Raw genomic sequence first — 17,253 nt, 5'->3', positions numbered from 1 at the left:
TTGTACGAGGTTGTTGGGGTCCGCTTTAAGAAAGCGGGCAAAATATATTACTTCGACCCTGACCGACTGCCGATTGAGCAAGACTGCACCGTCATCGTGGAAACGGCGCGAGGGGTCGAATTTGGCAAGGTCGTCATTGGCAAAAAAGAAGTGGCTGAGTCTGATGTCGTATTGCCGCTGAAAAAGGTCATTCGGATGGCAGACGAGCGAGATGCAAAACAGGTGGATGAAAACAAGCAAGCCGCCAAGAATGCTTTTGCTGTATGTCAGACGAAGATCAAAGAGCACAAGCTCGATATGAAGCTGGTCGATGTGGAATACACGTTCGACCGCAACAAGATTATCTTTTATTTTACTGCTGACGGCAGGGTTGATTTCCGTGAGCTGGTAAAAGACCTCGCCTCCGTATTCCGCACCCGGATTGAGCTTCGCCAGATCGGTGTGCGTGACGAAGCCAAAATGCTCGGCGGAATCGGTCCTTGTGGCAGGTTGCTTTGCTGTTCGACGTTCCTCGGCGATTTCGAGCCAGTCTCGATCAAAATGGCCAAGGACCAAAATCTTTCGTTGAATCCAGCCAAAATCTCTGGTCTATGCGGCCGGTTGATGTGCTGTTTAAAATACGAGAACGACAACTATGAAAGCTCGAAGGATGAGATGCCGGACGTCGGCAAATTGGTCACCACCCCGATGGGGAATGGACGAGTCGTTTCCGTAAACGTGCTTGACCAATCTGTTCAAGTAGAGCTTTCAATTGACAAACGTGTCACCGAATTCGGATTGGATGAGATTGCGATAGGTCTCCCCACCTTTGAATAAAGTGTGGGGGTAGGGGAGAGGTGAGCTAGTGGACAAACGGGAAATCTTCGTCAAGATGGCGAGCATTGAAGAACGTATTGGCGACCTTTATAAGGAAATTGGTGAACTGAAAGACGTCATCGTTGTTTTGATGGAGGAAAACGCCCAATTACTCGTTGAAAACCAGCACCTTCGCAACCGACTAGACAGGAAAAAGACCGGCTCCCAAGCAAAACAAAAGGGAACAAGCCCTGTCGCGAAGGAAAAAGCCAAAAAGGCAGTGGTCGGCGAAGGATATGACAACCTAGCCCGTTTGTACGCGGAAGGATTTCATATCTGTAATGTGCATTTCGGCAGCCTGCGAAAAGAAGGGGATTGCCTGTTCTGTCTCTCATTCCTGAGCGGCGGCCCTCAAAAATAAGCGGTGAGTAACCAGCACCACATGAAAAAGCGACCTGGGCCACGTGTCAGGTCGCTTTTTTCCGGATAGGAATAATAAGACAAGAACAAAAGGGAGTACGAGTCGCAGATGGAACCTGTCACCAACGTGCCGCTGTACGAAACAGAGCGCATCGATGATTTATTGACACATGAAATGAAAATAATCCAGAGCCACGAGGTGTTTTGCTTCTCCATGGACGCAGTTCTTTTGGCGCGATTCGCATCGGTGCCGAAACGCGGAAAAGTATTGGATATGTGCACGGGCAATGGAGCTATACCGCTCATTATGACGACGCGTACGCCAGAAGCCAGTTTTGATGGAATCGAAATTCAAGAGCGTTTGTTCAGCATGGCGAGCCGCAATGTGACATTGAATGGTTTGAACGAACGAATTACGATGCATCATGGCGATGTGAAGGATGCGGTGTCGCTGTTTGGGCACGGGAATTTCGATTTGATCACCTGCAATCCGCCATATATGCCTGCGACCAGTGGGGAGAAAAACATCAGCGAGCACTTTGCGATCGCTCGTCATGAGATTATGCTGTCCTTGGAGGATGTCATTCGCGTGGGGAGTCAGTTGCTAAAAAATGGCGGGAAGCTGGCGCTCGTGCATCGATCCACACGTTTGATCGACATCGTTTCACTTATGCGCCAATACGGCATTGAGCCGAAACGAATGCGTCTGGTTTATCCGCGTAGGGAAGCAGAGCCGAATATGGTTCTGATCGAGGGAATAAGGGGTGGAAAGCCGGAGCTGAGAATTCAGCCGCCGCTGATTGTGTATGAAAATGGAGAGCAATACTGTGAAGAACTACAGGAAATCTATTATGGCAGACGAGATTCCCTCGAGTAAGAGTCACTATGTCTACATCCTCTCTTGTGCGGATGGGACACTCTACACCGGATATACAACAGAGCTGATCCGTCGCTTGGCTGCTCATAATGAAGGGAAGGGTGCCAAGTATACGAGAGGCCGCGGGCCAGTGGAGCTGCTCTATTGGGAAGAAGGAGCAGACCGTTCCTGGGGTCTCAAGCGTGAAGAGAGCATCAAACGATTAACGCGCAAGAAAAAAGAAGAATTGATTGGAGGGGCCTCCGAATGAATGTGCAACGCAGTTTTGCGTCAGAAGAAGCAGGAGTCCTTTATTTGGTGGCTACACCCATCGGTAATCTCGATGATATCACGGTGCGGTGTCTAAATACGTTGCGTGAAGTCGATGTCATCGCGTGTGAAGATACCCGCCAGACGAGAAAGCTGCTGAATCATTTTCAAATCGAAAAACGTACGGTCAGCTATCACGAGCATAATAAGGAGGCAAGTGGAAATGGGTTGTTGCAGTGGCTTGCCGAGGGCAAAAAGATTGCCTTGGTAAGCGACGCTGGCTTGCCGGCTATTTCCGACCCGGGTGCGGAGCTCGTACGAGATGCGACCGCAGCAGGATTTTCTGTCATCCCCGTTCCAGGTGCCAATGCGGCGTTGACAGCTTTGATCGCTTCCGGCCTTCCTACTGATCGCTTTGTATTTTGCGGATTTATGGGACGCGAAAACAAAGAAAGACGCGAAGAGCTGGAACGACTGAAGCGATATCCAGAAACGCTGATTTTTTATGAAGCTCCTCATCGGGTGGAAAAGACGCTTGCGGCCATGCGGGAAGCGTGGGGGAATCGGCGAGCTGTCCTGGCAAGAGAGCTGACAAAGCGCTACGAGGAATTTGCGCGCGGGACGTTGGACGAGCTGTTGGAATGGCTCAGAAGCGGCGAGGTGCGCGGTGAGTTTTGTGTCATTGTCGAAGGCAACACCGGTCCGCTGGAAGCGGAAGTCGATGATGCATGGTGGCAATCGCTGAGTATCGTGGAGCACGTGGATCATTACTGCGCACAAGGCATGGGGAAAAAGGAAGCCATCAAGCAAGCAGCTGATGATCGAAACGTATCCAAACGAGATGTTTACAACGAGTATCATCGTGAATAAAAGGGAATGAGTGAGCAAAGCTGGCCGATGCGGTCGGCTTTTTTCTTTTCGTCATCTCGACGGGTTACGTTTAATACGATGGTAAGGGGTACCGCGGTGTTTTCGGAAGGAATGGAAGGGGGAATCAACAGTGAGTATACGTGATTCTCGTTTTATTGTGAATACAGATGAAAAAGACGATCACTTCATATTTACCCTGCCCGTTACATGGAACAGTAGACCGTACGAATATGCTTGGGCCAAACGGTTTGCCAATCCGAATGACGTTGTGCTTGATTCAGCTTGTGGGATCTGCCACCCATTCAAATTTTATTTGGCCGATCATTGCAGGGAAGTACACGCTTGTGATCTCGATAATCGGATACTATCTAAGGAAGCGATCTATCAAGATATTGTGGACGTATTTGGGAAAAGGGTAGCAGACAGCCTGCCTGTGCACTATTTTGATGGTATTCATTATTGTCGAGCCAATTTAACCTACTTGCCGTACTCAAATCAAAAGTTTGATACTGTATTTTGCATCTCTGTTCTCGAGCATCTCGAAGACCCGGTTATGGTGCAAGCATTCAGTGAATTTCACAGGGTGTTAAAAGACGATGGGCAGCTCGTGCTCACTTTTGATTACCCGCTAATCAATTTAGCTCGACTACAGCAAGTTTTGGCGGAGGTTGGATTACAGTTTTCTGGCGATGTATCCTTTGAAATGCCGATAGATGTGGTCTATTCTGATTTGTATGCGCCCAGGCTGTTCTTCTTCCGAGCGCTTTTGAAGAAAAAATAGCAAAAAAAAGCCTTTGTGGGGCTCGTCCCACAAAGGCATGTTTATGTAATCAAATGATATTAGCGTTTAACAGGCATTTCTGTCAGGCAATCTTGGCACACAATTTTACCTTTAAAGTGAGATACTTTGTCAGCGTTTCCACAGAAGATACATGCAGGCTCATACTTTTTCAGAATGATGCGCTCTCCGTCAACGTAGATTTCCAAAGCATCTTTCTCAGCGATACCCAGAGTGCGGCGCAATTCGATTGGAATAACAACACGACCCAATTCATCTACTTTACGAACGATACCGGTTGATTTCATCATAGTTAAAATCTCCTCCCAAAATACTGTATATGTCGATGCTATTGTTATACACTCATCATTTATCGTCAATATTCGACATTTTCTGTTGGGATAATCATACCAGCCATTCCCAAAGGTGTCAACATGATTTTGACAATTCCTTGAAAAGCAAAATGTTTTTTCAAAACCGAAATGCTGTTAAATAGGTGTTTCTCAAAGTGTTGGAAGGGATATGGAAATTTTTATGGATAAAATTTACTGGGATTATTGGGTGTCGAATGAGTCGACGAATGTCGAAACACAACAGATGATTCGACAAAAACCCCAAGTTTTCCCCTCTCTGCTTGTAATTTGTAAAGTTGGCATGAAGCGAGCGATAAAATCGCTTAGGAAGATGGGGGTGTCGAGGATGTTTACAAAACAGGTTGGTCGTGTACAATAGAGGATAAATACAGCAAATGATACCAAACGACCATGATGGGAAGAGTAAGCCGATCTCCTTATTTCAGAGAGCCGGGGTAGCTGAAAACCGGTATAAGCGAGCAAGCTGAACATGGACCCTGAGTCTTGCAAATGAACAGTAACGGCATTGACCGTACCAAGTAGTTTGTGACGTATGCCCACGTTACGGGTAGAGTCATGTTTTGACTCACCAAGTCCGTTTTCCGTGAGGGGACGGAGTATTTGGGTGGTACCGCGAGATAGAGCTCGCCCCAATTTTTTGGGGTGGGCTTTTCCTTATTTTCATTAACGTAAACAGGAGGGGAATAGTTGCAATGAAACCTACTTATTACATTACAACACCGATCTACTATCCAAGTAACAAACTCCACATCGGTAACGCCTACACCACAATCGCGTGTGATGCTTTGGCACGTTATAAGCGTTTGCGCGGCTATGATGTGTATTACCTGACAGGGACAGATGAGCATGGTCAAAAGCTCCAAGAGCGTGCAGCCGAAGAGGGCAAACAACCGCTCGAATTCATCGACCCGATTGTCGATTGGGTAAAGGACCTGTGGGAAAAGCTGGACATCTCTTATGACGATTTCATCCGTACCACAGAGCCTCGTCATAAAGAAGTCGTACAAAAAGTGTTCCAGCGTCTGCTCGATCAAGGTGATATTTACTTGGGCGAGTACGAGGGCTTCTACTGTGTACCGTGTGAGGCTTTCTGGACAGAAACCCAAGCGAAAACGGACAACGGATATGCGTGTCCAGACTGCGGACGCGAAGTGAAAAAAGTGAAGGAGAAAAACTACTTCTTCCGCATGTCCAAGTATCAGGACAGACTGCTTGCACACATTGAAGCAAACCCTGAATTTATTCAACCGGAGAGCCGCCGCAACGAAATGATCAATAATTTCCTGAAACCAGGCCTCCAGGATTTGTCCGTATCCCGCAGTACATTTGACTGGGGAATCAAGGTGCCAACCGATCCAGAGCATGTTATTTACGTATGGATTGATGCATTGACGAACTATATTTCTGCTCTCGGGTATTTGTCCGAAGACGACAGCAAATATCGTAACTTCTGGCCAGCCAATGTTCATATGGTTGGAAAAGACATTTTGCGCTTCCATACGATCTACTGGCCAATCCTGTTGATGGCACTGGACATCCCGTTGCCAAAACAAATTTTTGGTCATGGCTGGCTTCTGATGCCGGATGGAAAAATGTCGAAATCCAAGGGCAATGTCATTGACCCGAAGGTTTTGATCGACCGTTACGGTTCTGACGGCGTTCGCTACTTCCTGCTTCGTGAAATCAACTTCGGTCAGGATGGCATCTTCACGCCAGAATCGTTCGTACAGCGCCTGAACTACGACTTGGCTAATGACATCGGAAACCTGCTCAGCCGTACCGCTACGATGATTGAGAAATATTTCGATGGTGTCGTTCCAGCTCCACAGGATGCAGGAGAGCCGGATGACAGCTTGATCGGCCTTGCGATGAAAACGAAGGCGCTGGTGGAAGAGCACATGGAAGAAATGCGCTTCTCCAATGCACTGGCTCACATCTGGGAGCTGGTGGGACGTACAAACAAATACATCGACGAGACCATGCCTTGGAATTTGGCGAAATCAGAAGAAACCAAAGGTCGTCTGGCAACCGTTATGTACAATTTGGTGGAAAGCATCCGCATTAGCTCCGTGCTGATCCAACCGTTCATGACCAAAGCACCAGCGAAAATTTGGGATCAACTGGGTATTTTGGGCAATGAAGAAGCAACCAACTGGGAATCTGCAAGTGTATGGGGTGGATTGCCTGCTGGAAGCATCGTTAGCCGCAAGGAACTGCTCTTCCCTCGTCTGGATGTTCAAGCGGAACTCGCTTTCATCGACGACTCGACAGCAGAGGCACGCCGCCAAGCGGAAGAAAACAAGAAAAAGCAAGCAGCTTTGAAAGGGGAAGCACCTGTGAGCGAAACAAATACCAACCAAACAGAAGCAGCAACTGACAAGCCAGCTGATGCAAAAGAAGAAATCAGCATCGACGATTTTGGAAAAGTAGAGCTGCGCGTCGCACAGGTAGTGGAATGTGCCAAGCATCCAAATGCAGACAAATTGTTGGTTCTGCAATTGGATCTCGGCTACGAGAAGCGCCAAGTAGTTTCTGGTATCGCGAAATACTACTCCCCAGAAGATATGGTCGGCAAAAAAGTGATCCTCGTAGCTAACCTGAAGCCAGTGAAGCTTCGTGGTGAGCTGTCCCAAGGAATGATCTTGGCAGCATCGGCAGGAGATCAGTTGACACTTGCGACTGTTGACCCAAGTATGCCAAACGGAGCAATCGTGAAGTAACGAGGGCAAGGAAAGGAAGGACCCATCTTGTTATTTGAAACCCATGCTCATCTAAATGCGAATGAATTCGATGAAGATCGTGCAGAAGTCATTGCTCGTGCGCAAGAAAATGGCGTCAGTACGATTGTGAACATCGGATTCAACGCTGAAACAATTCCAAGCTGCATGGATTTGGCTCATGCGTATGACTTTATTTACGCCGTCATCGGTTGGCATCCACAGGACGCCAAGGATATGACAGACGAACACCTGGAATGGATCGAGGAACTCAGTCGTGATCCGAAAGTAGTAGGATTGGGTGAAATGGGCCTGGACTACTACTGGGATACGTCGCCACGTGATGTGCAGGCAGAGGTATTCCGCAAGCAGATTCGTCTGGCTCGCAAGCTCGACATGCCGATCATCATCCACAATCGCGATGCACACCAAGATGTTTTGACGATCCTAAAGGAAGAGAAGGCAGCAGATGTTGGCGGCATCATGCACTGCTTCTCCGGCAGCTGGGAAACAGCGAAGCAGGCACTCGATATGAATTTTTATATTTCGTTCGGTGGTCCGCTTACGTTCAAAAATGCCAAGCAGCCAAAAGAAGTAGCAGCGAAGGTACCGCTAGACAAGTTGTTGATAGAGACAGATTGCCCATATCTCACTCCGCATCCTTTCCGCGGAAAGCGAAATGAGAGTGGATATGTGCGTTACGTCTGTGAGGAAATGGCGAACATTCATGGATTGTCTTACGAGGAAATGGCGCAAATTACCGCCGACAACGCCAGACGTCTTTTTCGCATGAACGGTTAATAAAAACGGGAAATCACGATTGATCACGTGATTTCCCGTTTTTTTGTGTGAAGTAACCAGGTTCTACTCGATTTTGTCGACGCATACGATGAACAATGTGTCGAACGATTATTGTCCATCCGACATGGCTTCTCGACAGGTTTCTGCTACCATTCGCCAAGCCTATTTTGCTAGTCTGATACCATTATCGTTTCAGCCAAATGGGAGGGTAAATTTGACAAAGGAGAGAAAGTGAAATACAATCAAAGCCGACCTTGTGAAGTACCGGCCACTTCCAGAATATTAGTGCAATTACATCGACCCTTACCTGGCTAGACAAGAAGAGCCTTGTGCTTTTCTAGGAAAAGGAGTGTGGGAAATGGAGTTACGCGCGATATGGGAAAGGTATAAGAATCGTGGGCTCGTCATGTTTGGCTGCCTTGCTCTTGTGCTCGTTCCCATGATTGGCTATTTCTCTGCCCAGGCTACTCAGCCAAAACAGGTCACTTTTTCGATGGACGGAGAAAGCAAGACAGTCGCTACAAAAGCCACGACTGTTGAGCAGTTCTTAACCGAGCGAAACATTACGGTAACGGAAAAGGATTCCCTTCAACCGACACCAGAGACGAAGCTAAAAGACGGAGCACTCATTACTTTATATACGACCTGGTCCATACCAATCCAGGTTGACGGGCAGAAAAAAACGATAGAGACACTTAGTCGTGATGTTGCTGGTGCGTTGAAGGACGGCGGCATCGTGCTAGGTGAGAAGGACCGGGTAGAACCGGCATTGACCGCTACACTTACCAAGGACTCCTCGATCAGCGTAAAGCGAATTGTTGAGAAAATGGTAAAAGTCGATGAGCGAGTCACCTTTCAAGAAATACGCAAAAATGATCCAGCGCTGGAAAAAGGTAAGAGCCGCGTATTACAGAGCGGGCAAGAAGGTAAGGCAATTGCACACTACAAGCTAATCATGGAAGATGGGAAAGAAGTCTCCCGTGATCTGGTCAAAAGAGATGTACTTGTACCGAAGAAAGATAATGTTGTAGCCGTGGGTACCGCAATCCCAATGTTGCAGAAAAAGGGTCAACCAGATCGGGTCCTGGTTGCTTCTGCAGCGGGTCCGGTCTCGCGTGGTGGAAAAGTATTTAGGCCGAAAAAAGTACTGAACGGGGTTACCCTGACCGCTTATACTCCTTCGGGAGGTGGCAAACACCCAAGCTCTCCGGGATATGGACGCACATCAACAGGGGCAAAAGCCAAGGTAGGTCACACAATCGCTGTAGATCCTAACGTCATTCCGTATGGATGGTGGGTGTACATTGAAGGTGTTGGGTATCGTCGAGCTGAAGATACGGGTGGTGCCATGAAAGGTGGCAAAATCGACGTATTCGTAGGCACGGAGTCCGAGGCGAGGAATTTCGGTCGCAAGCGCAACAAAACTGTATATATTATTGGACCACAGAAGCCTTAGGACAGGAGCGATTGCTCCTGTTCTTCTGTTTCCAAGATGGTTATTGTGATAAGCTGTTTGTTAGTTAGACGATCCTGTTTACCAAATGTTTCATGTATTTTTTGCTTGAGGTACGGTTTTTTTGGAACAATAGTATCGTACCGATTTTGTACGAAAGTGGGAGCACATGATGAAGATCAAGGAAGTCATCGTGGTCGAAGGACGAGACGATACCGCAACGATCAAGCGCGCGGTTAATGCCGATACGATTGAAACTGGCGGTTCTGCCATTCATAAAAGAACGATTGAAAAAATCAGGCTGGCGCAACAAAAGCGCGGTGTTATTATTTTCACAGACCCTGATTATCAAGGGGAGCGTATCCGAAAAATTATCAGCAAGTCAGTTCCAGGCTGTAAGCACGCATTTATTACCCAGGAGGATGGGACCAAAAAGGGCGACATCGGTGTCGAAAATGCGACACCTGACGTGATTATTCGTGCGCTCTCAGAAGTGCGTACCGAAATGGCGGAAACGGCTGGGGAGATTACTTCTGACGACTTGTTGGCAAATGGCCTGACGTCCGGTGTAGATGCCAAAGAACGCAGAATCAAGCTGGGAGAAGCATTGGGGATCGGATATGCCAACGCCAAGCAAATGCTGCAGCGGCTCAATGCCTTCCAAATCAGTCGAGCAGAATTCGAAGCGGCTATTGCAGCCATCAACAAAGAGAGGGAGTAAGCCATGACCCAAATAGCGGGCAAGGATATTGCCACACCCACGCGTACAAAAGAGATATTGGAGAAGTACGGCTTTGCTTTTAAGAAGAGTCTGGGCCAAAACTTCCTGATAGACACCAACATTTTACACAACATTGTTTCAGAGGCAGACCTCACCAAGGAAAAGGGAGCGATTGAGATTGGGCCCGGTATCGGTGCTCTAACGGAGCAATTGGGACGAGCAGCCAAAAAAGTGATGGCGATCGAAATCGACCAGCGACTTTTGCCTATTTTGCAGGACACGCTGTCACCCTATGAAAATATTGAAGTCGTTCATGGGGACGTACTGGGGCTGGATCTGAAGAAGTTAATAGAAGAAAAGATGACAGGAGTGGAAAAGCTGAGCGTAGTGGCGAATTTGCCTTACTATGTGACGACACCGATCCTGATGAAGCTGCTGGAAGAGAGATTGCCCCTCGAGAACATCGTTGTTATGATTCAAAAGGAAGTGGCAGAGAGAATTGCAGCCAAACCAGGAACGAAAGACTATGGCTCTCTGTCAGTCGCAGCTCAATTCTATGCAGATACAGAAGTAGCGATGATTGTGCCTGCAAGTGTGTTTATCCCGCGTCCGAATGTCGACTCGGCAGTGATTCGTTTAAAGGTAAGAGATCGTCCGCCAGTGGAAGTAGATGATCAGGACGTGTTTTTCCGGGTGGTACGCAGCTCGTTTGCACAGCGCCGCAAGACATTGTTGAACAACCTAATGAATGGACTGTTTCCTAAAACCCAAAAGGATGAAGTAATACAGATGCTCACCGACATTGGGATCGATCCGACCCGACGTGGTGAAACACTCAGTTTGGACGAATTTGCCCGCCTAGCGAACGAAGGTATGCGCCGCGGACTGATTACGTAAATCGTGTAGACAACCCCCTTATTTTTGGGCGCGATCCCCCAGAAAGGGGGTTTTTGCGTATTTATGCCCTTTATGCATATCTTTTGACAAATATCTACGTTTTTTATGAAAAAAACCCCGTTGACAAAATATCTGCAGGGTTGCTATAATTTTTTATTTCTTTGACAAAATATAAGTGAGCTGTTATAATAGATGTAAGCGAGGTGGATGGAACAATGGCAAGAAACGCGTTACTTGACATTAAACGTAGTTTGGACGGACACATTGGTGAGCGCATCCTGCTGAAGGCTAATGGCGGTCGCCGCAAAACCGTTGAACGTAGTGGCATCCTCGAAGAAACTTACCCATCTGTGTTTGTGGTAAAGCTGGATGACGACCAACTCTTTGAGCGGGTATCTTACAGCTATGCTGACATCTTGACGGAAACAGTAGAATTGACGGTGTGCCGCGAAAACGAGCACATCCGCATCACATTTGTACAACAGTAGAGCCCTTTTGGGTTCTACTGTTTTGTTTTTTATATCGAAAAGCTCTGAACATTTGGTTCAGGCAATAAAAATAGCGGTATGGAGCACACTAAGCCTGTCAACGAGAAGGAGGGTGCTATGGGTCGCAGACGAGGACTGATGTCAGAGCAGTTTAAGATGGAACTGGCCAAAGAGCTTGGGTTTTACGATACGGTAAAATCCGAGGGTTGGGGAGGCATCACGACACGGGACGCGGGTAACATGGTCAAGCGCGCTGTTCAGCTTGCTGAGGAAGCATTAGCCGCTAAGCGATTGTAACGTTTGGGTTTTGAACGTACGGACGTTTCTCACCATAAAAACTCGTTGACAAGGCCGGGGTATCCCGGCTTTTTTTTCTAGAAAGAGGGCTGAATTTTCGAAATACCCATAATGCTCTCGATCCTATTCTTTTTAATTGATCAAGTGGCATGGGAGAGTTTGCCTATGCTACAATAAGAAACTAGGAAATTTAGAAAGTAGGCAGAGGTGAATTACGTGCGTATCTCGGTCAAAGCTCCGGCCAAAATTAATTTGACTCTCGATGTGCTTGCCAAACGGCCGGACGGTTATCACGAAGTAGAAATGGTGATGACAACCGTAGACTTGGCAGATCGTGTGGACATGACTCTACGCGAAGATGGTGAGATTACGCTGGACTGTTCTGCCAGCTTCGTACCAGATGATATCCGTAACCATGCATATAAAGCGGCAACGCTCATGAAAGCAAAATTTCAAGTACGCCAGGGCGTACACTTGTATATCGACAAGCAAATACCTGTTGCAGCTGGACTGGCAGGTGGCAGCAGTGATGCAGCGGCAACACTACGCGGCTTGAACCAATTATGGAATCTCGGGTTGACCAGAGATGAGCTGGCTAAAATCGGAGCGGAGATTGGCTCTGATGTGCCATTTTGCGTTTATGGTGGAACAGCGCTGGCGACGGGGCGTGGCGAACAGATTGCGCATCTGGGAGCTCCTGCACCGTGCTGGGTCATTCTAGCCAAGCCGCCTATCGGAGTATCTACCCCAGATGTATACGGCAACTTGCGTGTGGCCCAGATCGACAATCATCCTGATACCAAACAGATGCTGCAAGCCATCGCGACGCAAGACTTTTCACTCATGTGCCAATCTCTTGGGAATGTACTGGAGAACGTTACACTATCGCTCCATCCACAAGTAAGACAGATCAAGGATCTCATGATCGCGTCAGGAGCAGATGGTGTCCTGATGTCTGGCAGCGGCCCTACTGTGTTTGCTCTTGTGCAAAAGGAAGCGAAAGTGCATCGGATCTACAACGCGTTGCGAGGTTTTGTCAAAGATGTGTTTGTTGTCCGAATGTTAGGCGCTCAAGAAGGGGAAATACTTGCATAAACCCGTATGGAAATGATACATTATCAGCATAATATTCGGTTTTGGAGGAAGAGCCATGAAGAAATTGCGCAGAAGTGCACGTCTGGTTGACATGACGCAGCACTTGCTCGCCCATCCCCATACGCTGACTCCTCTCACTCTGTTCGCGGAACAATACGGCGCAGCGAAATCATCCATCAGTGAAGACTTGTCTATCATCAAAGAGGCTTTTGAAGTCCAAGGGGTAGGCTTGTTGAAAACGGTGGCGGGAGCGGCAGGCGGAGTGAAGTATATTCCACAGGTCAAAACGGAAGAGGCCCTTCACTTCATGCGCGAACTGATTGGTCAACTCGCTAATCCAGAGAGACTTTTGCCAGGTGGATACTTGTACATGTCAGACATTCTTGGAAATCCACAAACGATGGCGAAGATCGGAAAGCTCTTTGCAACGGCTTATGCGGATAAAAATGTGGATGTCGTCATGACGGTGGAAACAAAGGGGATTCCACTTGCGTATGCGACGGCTATGTTTTTGAATGTACCTGTTGTGATTGTGCGCCGTGACAACAAGGTGACGGAAGGTTCAGTAGTGAGCATTAACTATGTATCGGGTTCCAGTAAACGAATCCAAACCATGTCACTCGCTCGCCGCGGTTTGGCCGAGCAGTCTCGTGTCCTCATTGTGGACGACTTTATGAAAGCTGGCGGGACGCTGCGGGGCATGATTGATTTGCTGCAGGAATTCCGTGCAACCGTTGTGGGATGCGGCGTACTGGTAGAAACGACAGCGGATGTTTCTGAGCGTTTGGTAGATGAATACGTATCGCTTGCAAAACTGCAGGATGTAGACTTCAAGGGCAAGCAAATTGAAATAGAGCTAGGCAGTTTTTTTGAAAAAAGAGGGGAGTAGATAGGTATGGCAATCTCTTTTGTTTCAACTGACAAGGCTCCTGCCGCTATTGGTCCTTACAGCCAAGCTGCAAAGGTAGGTCCATTTCTTTTTGCATCAGGTCAAATTCCGCTGCGTGCAGACGGCACTTTGGTAGAGGGTGACGTCGTGGAGCAAACCCATCAGGTTTTTTCCAACATTCAAGCGGTACTGGCAGAGGCCGGTGGCAGCCTGACGAACGTAGTGAAGGCGACTGTATTCATCAAGGACATGAATGATTTTGGTCAACTGAACGAAGTGTACGGTCAATATTTCGGTGATCACAAGCCAGCTCGCTCTACTGTGGAAGTGGCACGACTGCCGCGTGACGTAAAAGTTGAAATCGAAATTGTAGCTTATATCGAATAGAAAATAATGGAAAAACGGCCCGATGCCACGCGCATTGGGCTTTTTTTGTACTTGCAGAAAATGTTTCCAAAAAATGACATATAAACATATTTATATATTTTTTCAAATATTGCATAATGGTAAGCAGGAATATTTACCCAGCGGGTGGAAATAATCCTAAACGCGTTACATAGATAAAGGGAGTGAACTAGATGGAAGTAACAGACGTAAGACTTCGCCGAGTGAATACGGATGGTAGGATGAAAGCGATTGCATCCATTACAATTGACCATGAGTTTGTGGTTCATGATATCCGTGTCATTGACGGAAACAATGGTATGTTTGTAGCTATGCCGAGCAAGCGTACACCAGATGGAGAATTCCGTGATATTGCACATCCGATTTCTTCGACTACCCGTGAAAAAATCCAGGCAGCAGTACTAACAGAATACGACCGCGTAGGTCAAGAGGAAGAGAGCACTATCGAAGCTGGTGCTTAAAAAGTCCTGAACACAAAGCACCCTGTCACTTGCGGCAGGGTGCTTCGGCGTCCGTTAACCATAACATTTGATTAGATCGTTCAAAATAATTTCTCGGTCCATTCCTTCCCCGATGAAGACAGCTACCATTTTCGGTCCGAAATTTTCAAAAGGGAACAGGAGCACCTGATTATCGGTATGTTGAAACGAGATCAGCTCGGGCTTTCCGTGGAACTGGACGTAGCCTTTTGCCCGATAGACGTTTTTGGGAAGATCGTACAGAAAGTCCTCGAATTTTTTCGCGTCTACGGGCCCGGTGAATACATAGGAAAACGTTTCGATACTATTGTAGAGAGAGGGTTGGCTTGTTTTTAGGCCAAGGGATTGCTTGAGCCTGTCCATCGTTGACATTCGGCCGATGCTTTTCTGTACAGCAATGGGGCGGCTTATCTCGTTGCCTGGCGATCGCTCATGAACGGTGCGTTTGACTGACAAAAGCCGGGAGACTTCTATTTCTGCCTGAACAGTAGCGTGTATGGGTGCAGTCGGATTGATTTCACTGAGCTTTTGACGGACTCGCTCTATGACATCAGGACTAGTCAAATCGGTTTTGTTCAAAAGAAGCAGGTCTGCGTAGCGCACTTGATTTCGAATCGTTTTGACCAGAGTGGCAGTCGAGGAGAATCGTGAGTTGAGGTCGAGAAAACGAGAGGCGTCGACAACACTAATGGTCCCTTTTAACTCCAGTCGATCATACAGCTCTGGATGGGTAATCGTATCGATGACATCGAGTGGATCGGCTACGCCAGTAGTCTCGATGAGGATTCGGTCTGGCGCAATGGTGTTCATAATATCTTTTAAGCCTTCCGTTAGCTCGCCTTTGATCGAGCAGCATATGCAACCATCGAGCATTTTTTTGACAGGAAAGCCGAAGCCTTGCAATTGTTCCCCGTCAATATCTTCTTCCCCCATTTCATTCATCAAGACGACTACTTTCTGGTCTGTGATGCGCAAATGAGTCAGCCATTTTTGCAAAAGGGTGGTTTTTCCGCTTCCTAAGTACCCAGTCAGCAAGTATACCTCTGCGCTCATCTCATCCTACCTCCTTCAAATAACCCCTTTCGCCCAACAATATATCACATTTCTGTCAGAAAATTAAATGTTGTCTGGCTTGTGTCTAACTACTGGCAATGCAAGGAATCAGGGAGAATCCTGTATCGATTGTCTTGAAATTCACATATGAATTAGGATATAGTCATTGTGGAACTTCTACGATGGAGGGTTGACATGTCTAAGATCCATGCCGTGGTTCTGGCTGCTGGTCAGGGTACACGGATGAAATCGAAGCTGTACAAAGTCCTGCACCCTGTGTGCGGAAAGCCAATGGTTCAGCATGTAGTCGATACGATGGCGTCCATGCAGGTTCAGGATATCGTTGTCGTCGTAGGTCATGGTGCTGACGCTGTCCGTGCCAAGCTAGGCGAGGACGTCACTTATGCACTGCAAGAAGAACAGTTGGGAACGGCCCATGCCGTTTCGCAGGCAGCGCCGTTTTTACAAGATAAAGAAGGCACTACGTTTCTTTTATATGGAGACGTTCCCCTCTTGTCAGCGACTACGTTGTCGGCCTTGCTGACCTATCACGAGGAGCAGCAAGCGGCTGCAACTGTATTAACCGCCGTGTTACCTGACGCAACAGGTTATGGGCGTATCGTGCGCAATGAGGCGGGCGAAGTATTGCGAATCGTGGAACATAAAGACGCTTCGGAAGCGGAACGGGCGATCAGAGAAATTAATACGGGCATATACTGCTATGACAACCGAAAATTGTGGAAAGCCTTGGCGGAAGTGAAAAATGACAACGCACAAGGCGAATACTATGTAACAGACGTTGTCGGTATTTTGCGTGATGCAGGTGAAAAGGTAGTGGGGTACGAAGCGATTGACCCAGAGGAAACAATGGGTGTGAACGATCGTGTGCAGCTATCGGAAGCAGAAGCCTACATGAAAAAACGTATTATGACTGGTCACATGCGAAATGGTGTGACAATCATCGACCCAACTTCTACGTACATCGAAACTGATGTGAAGATTGAGGCAGATACCGTGATTCACCCAGGTTCTTTCCTGCGTGGACAAACAACCGTTGGAGCTGATTGTGTAATCGGACCCCAAGCGGATCTGACGAATGTGGAAGTAGCGAGTGGCGTGACCATTTCTTACTCGGTGATGGTTGATTCGCGTGTAGAAAGCGATTCTTCTGTCGGGCCATTTGCTTATGTTCGACCAGGATCACAGATTGGAAGCAACGCCAAAATCGGTGATTTCGTGGAATTGAAAAATGCGAAAATTGGTGACGGTACGAAGGTTCCACATCTCAGCTATGTAGGAGATGCGGAAATCGGAGACGGAGTCAATATTGGTTGTGGAACGATTACCGTCAACTACGATGGGGCAGTGAAGCATAAAACAACAGTAAAAGATGGCGCATTCATCGGATGCAACAGCAATCTGGTTGCACCAGTTACAGTTGGACAAAATGCTTATGTAGCTGCAGGATCGACCATTAATCAAGATGTGCCAGATAATGCGCTTGCGATCGCTCGTGAGCGTCAAGTAAATAAAATCGATTACGCGAACAAAATGCCTCGCAAGGGCAAAAAGCAATCATAAACGGGAGGTTCTTG

General features: G+C 47.6%; 20 protein-coding genes and 1 other annotated feature. Of the genes, 18 read left to right on the top strand and 2 right to left on the bottom strand.

Annotated elements, in window-relative coordinates:
- From HP570_RS24965 to HP570_RS24940, 6 genes are all read left to right on the top strand, one after another.
- Complete coding sequence (locus tag HP570_RS24965) at positions 1-816, top strand: PSP1 domain-containing protein (protein WP_012683857.1); 816 nt, start codon at positions 1-3, stop codon at positions 814-816.
- Between the two features lie 28 nt (positions 817-844).
- Complete coding sequence (yabA, locus tag HP570_RS24960; protein WP_012683858.1) at positions 845-1,216, top strand: DNA replication initiation control protein YabA; 372 nt, start codon at positions 845-847, stop codon at positions 1,214-1,216.
- Between the two features lie 108 nt (positions 1,217-1,324).
- The gene (locus HP570_RS24955) at positions 1,325-2,092 is read left to right on the top strand and encodes a tRNA1(Val) (adenine(37)-N6)-methyltransferase (RefSeq protein ID WP_007719904.1); all 768 of its coding nucleotides are present in this window, start codon (positions 1,325-1,327) and stop codon (positions 2,090-2,092) included.
- Positions 2,067-2,342 carry a GIY-YIG nuclease family protein gene (locus HP570_RS24950; protein WP_007719905.1) on the top strand — a complete coding sequence of 92 codons (276 nt, stop codon included), beginning with the start codon at positions 2,067-2,069 and terminating at the stop codon, positions 2,340-2,342. The genes HP570_RS24955 and HP570_RS24950 overlap by 26 nt, the downstream gene beginning before the upstream one ends.
- Positions 2,339-3,211: a 16S rRNA (cytidine(1402)-2'-O)-methyltransferase gene (gene rsmI, locus HP570_RS24945; RefSeq protein WP_012683859.1), complete on the top strand. Its 873-nt coding sequence runs from the start codon at positions 2,339-2,341 to the stop codon at positions 3,209-3,211. Before HP570_RS24950 ends, rsmI begins: the two co-directional genes overlap by 4 nt.
- 130 nt (positions 3,212-3,341) lie before the next feature.
- Positions 3,342-3,992, top strand: coding sequence for a class I SAM-dependent methyltransferase (locus HP570_RS24940; RefSeq protein ID WP_173627506.1), 651 nt, complete (start codon positions 3,342-3,344; stop codon positions 3,990-3,992).
- A 59-nt stretch (positions 3,993-4,051) separates the two neighbouring features.
- On the opposite strand, the gene HP570_RS24935 is transcribed toward HP570_RS24940, so the two are convergent.
- Positions 4,052-4,300 (bottom strand): AbrB/MazE/SpoVT family DNA-binding domain-containing protein, encoded by a 249-nt coding sequence (locus HP570_RS24935; protein WP_007719913.1) that lies wholly within the window; start codon positions 4,298-4,300, stop codon positions 4,052-4,054.
- A gap of 444 nt (positions 4,301-4,744) precedes the next feature.
- Positions 4,745-4,998, top strand: a binding site (T-box leader).
- Between the two features lie 57 nt (positions 4,999-5,055).
- Here HP570_RS24935 and metG point away from each other — a divergent pair.
- The 11 genes from metG to spoVG all read left to right on the top strand — a co-directional run bounded on the left by metG (position 5,056) and on the right by spoVG (position 14,587).
- Positions 5,056-7,083 (top strand): methionine--tRNA ligase, encoded by a 2,028-nt coding sequence (gene metG / locus HP570_RS24930; RefSeq protein ID WP_173627505.1) that lies wholly within the window; start codon positions 5,056-5,058, stop codon positions 7,081-7,083.
- Positions 7,084-7,110: 27 nt separating this feature from the next.
- Entirely contained in the window at positions 7,111-7,881 is a 771-nt protein-coding gene (locus HP570_RS24925; protein WP_012683862.1) for a TatD family hydrolase, read from the top strand.
- A gap of 358 nt (positions 7,882-8,239) precedes the next feature.
- Positions 8,240-9,337: a resuscitation-promoting factor gene (locus tag HP570_RS24920; RefSeq protein WP_012683863.1), complete on the top strand. Its 1,098-nt coding sequence runs from the start codon at positions 8,240-8,242 to the stop codon at positions 9,335-9,337.
- Positions 9,338-9,506: 169 nt separating this feature from the next.
- Entirely contained in the window at positions 9,507-10,055 is a 549-nt protein-coding gene (gene rnmV / locus HP570_RS24915; RefSeq protein WP_012683864.1) for a ribonuclease M5, read from the top strand.
- A 3-nt stretch (positions 10,056-10,058) separates the two neighbouring features.
- The gene (gene rsmA / locus HP570_RS24910; protein ID WP_016740913.1) at positions 10,059-10,952 is read left to right on the top strand and encodes a 16S rRNA (adenine(1518)-N(6)/adenine(1519)-N(6))-dimethyltransferase RsmA; all 894 of its coding nucleotides are present in this window, start codon (positions 10,059-10,061) and stop codon (positions 10,950-10,952) included.
- Positions 10,953-11,167: 215 nt separating this feature from the next.
- A complete protein-coding gene (gene veg, locus HP570_RS24905) occupies positions 11,168-11,440 on the top strand; it encodes a biofilm formation stimulator Veg (protein WP_005830485.1) in 273 nt (90 codons plus the stop codon).
- Positions 11,441-11,557: 117 nt separating this feature from the next.
- Positions 11,558-11,737: a small, acid-soluble spore protein, alpha/beta type gene (locus HP570_RS24900; RefSeq protein WP_012683866.1), complete on the top strand. Its 180-nt coding sequence runs from the start codon at positions 11,558-11,560 to the stop codon at positions 11,735-11,737.
- A gap of 216 nt (positions 11,738-11,953) precedes the next feature.
- Positions 11,954-12,832 carry a 4-(cytidine 5'-diphospho)-2-C-methyl-D-erythritol kinase gene (gene ispE / locus HP570_RS24895; protein ID WP_012683867.1) on the top strand — a complete coding sequence of 293 codons (879 nt, stop codon included), beginning with the start codon at positions 11,954-11,956 and terminating at the stop codon, positions 12,830-12,832.
- Positions 12,833-12,887: 55 nt separating this feature from the next.
- Positions 12,888-13,721, top strand: coding sequence for a pur operon repressor (purR, locus tag HP570_RS24890; protein WP_012683868.1), 834 nt, complete (start codon positions 12,888-12,890; stop codon positions 13,719-13,721).
- 6 nt (positions 13,722-13,727) lie between these two features.
- The gene (locus HP570_RS24885) at positions 13,728-14,108 is read left to right on the top strand and encodes a RidA family protein (RefSeq protein WP_012683869.1); all 381 of its coding nucleotides are present in this window, start codon (positions 13,728-13,730) and stop codon (positions 14,106-14,108) included.
- Between the two features lie 191 nt (positions 14,109-14,299).
- Positions 14,300-14,587: a septation regulator SpoVG gene (spoVG, locus tag HP570_RS24880; RefSeq protein WP_007719936.1), complete on the top strand. Its 288-nt coding sequence runs from the start codon at positions 14,300-14,302 to the stop codon at positions 14,585-14,587.
- Between the two features lie 54 nt (positions 14,588-14,641).
- Here the strand turns inward: spoVG and HP570_RS24875 are convergent, their stop codons facing one another.
- Positions 14,642-15,658 (bottom strand): CobW family GTP-binding protein, encoded by a 1,017-nt coding sequence (locus HP570_RS24875; RefSeq protein ID WP_173627504.1) that lies wholly within the window; start codon positions 15,656-15,658, stop codon positions 14,642-14,644.
- A 195-nt stretch (positions 15,659-15,853) separates the two neighbouring features.
- Between HP570_RS24875 and glmU the strand changes: the two genes are divergently transcribed.
- Positions 15,854-17,239, top strand: coding sequence for a bifunctional UDP-N-acetylglucosamine diphosphorylase/glucosamine-1-phosphate N-acetyltransferase GlmU (gene glmU / locus HP570_RS24870; RefSeq protein WP_087350655.1), 1,386 nt, complete (start codon positions 15,854-15,856; stop codon positions 17,237-17,239).
- Positions 17,240-17,253 lie beyond the last annotated feature (14 nt).

The organism is Brevibacillus sp. RS1.1 (genome assembly GCF_013284365.1).
In the GTDB taxonomy this organism is placed as follows: Bacteria; Bacillota; Bacilli; order Brevibacillales; family Brevibacillaceae; genus Brevibacillus; species Brevibacillus brevis_D.
This window is presented reverse-complemented; position numbering and strand designations above follow the sequence as displayed.

What these genes read in the sequence shown, in the direction of transcription:
- veg (WP_005830485.1), top strand. Translation starts at nt 11,168, where the DNA reads ATGGCAAGAAACGCGTTACTTGACATTAAACGTAGTTTGGACGGACAC.
- rsmA (WP_016740913.1), top strand. Translation starts at nt 10,059, where the DNA reads ATGACCCAAATAGCGGGCAAGGATATTGCCACACCCACGCGTACAAAA.
- glmU (WP_087350655.1), top strand. Translation starts at nt 15,854, where the DNA reads ATGTCTAAGATCCATGCCGTGGTTCTGGCTGCTGGTCAGGGTACACGG.
- purR (WP_012683868.1), top strand. Translation starts at nt 12,888, where the DNA reads ATGAAGAAATTGCGCAGAAGTGCACGTCTGGTTGACATGACGCAGCAC.
- rnmV (WP_012683864.1), top strand. Translation starts at nt 9,507, where the DNA reads ATGAAGATCAAGGAAGTCATCGTGGTCGAAGGACGAGACGATACCGCA.
- HP570_RS24950 (WP_007719905.1), top strand. Translation starts at nt 2,067, where the DNA reads ATGGCAGACGAGATTCCCTCGAGTAAGAGTCACTATGTCTACATCCTC.
- HP570_RS24955 (WP_007719904.1), top strand. Translation starts at nt 1,325, where the DNA reads ATGGAACCTGTCACCAACGTGCCGCTGTACGAAACAGAGCGCATCGAT.
- HP570_RS24920 (WP_012683863.1), top strand. Translation starts at nt 8,240, where the DNA reads ATGGAGTTACGCGCGATATGGGAAAGGTATAAGAATCGTGGGCTCGTC.
- HP570_RS24875 (WP_173627504.1), bottom strand. Translation starts at nt 15,658, where the DNA reads ATGAGCGCAGAGGTATACTTGCTGACTGGGTACTTAGGAAGCGGAAAA.
- HP570_RS24885 (WP_012683869.1), top strand. Translation starts at nt 13,728, where the DNA reads ATGGCAATCTCTTTTGTTTCAACTGACAAGGCTCCTGCCGCTATTGGT.
- rsmI (WP_012683859.1), top strand. Translation starts at nt 2,339, where the DNA reads ATGAATGTGCAACGCAGTTTTGCGTCAGAAGAAGCAGGAGTCCTTTAT.
- metG (WP_173627505.1), top strand. Translation starts at nt 5,056, where the DNA reads ATGAAACCTACTTATTACATTACAACACCGATCTACTATCCAAGTAAC.
- HP570_RS24900 (WP_012683866.1), top strand. Translation starts at nt 11,558, where the DNA reads ATGGGTCGCAGACGAGGACTGATGTCAGAGCAGTTTAAGATGGAACTG.
- spoVG (WP_007719936.1), top strand. Translation starts at nt 14,300, where the DNA reads ATGGAAGTAACAGACGTAAGACTTCGCCGAGTGAATACGGATGGTAGG.
- HP570_RS24935 (WP_007719913.1), bottom strand. Translation starts at nt 4,300, where the DNA reads ATGATGAAATCAACCGGTATCGTTCGTAAAGTAGATGAATTGGGTCGT.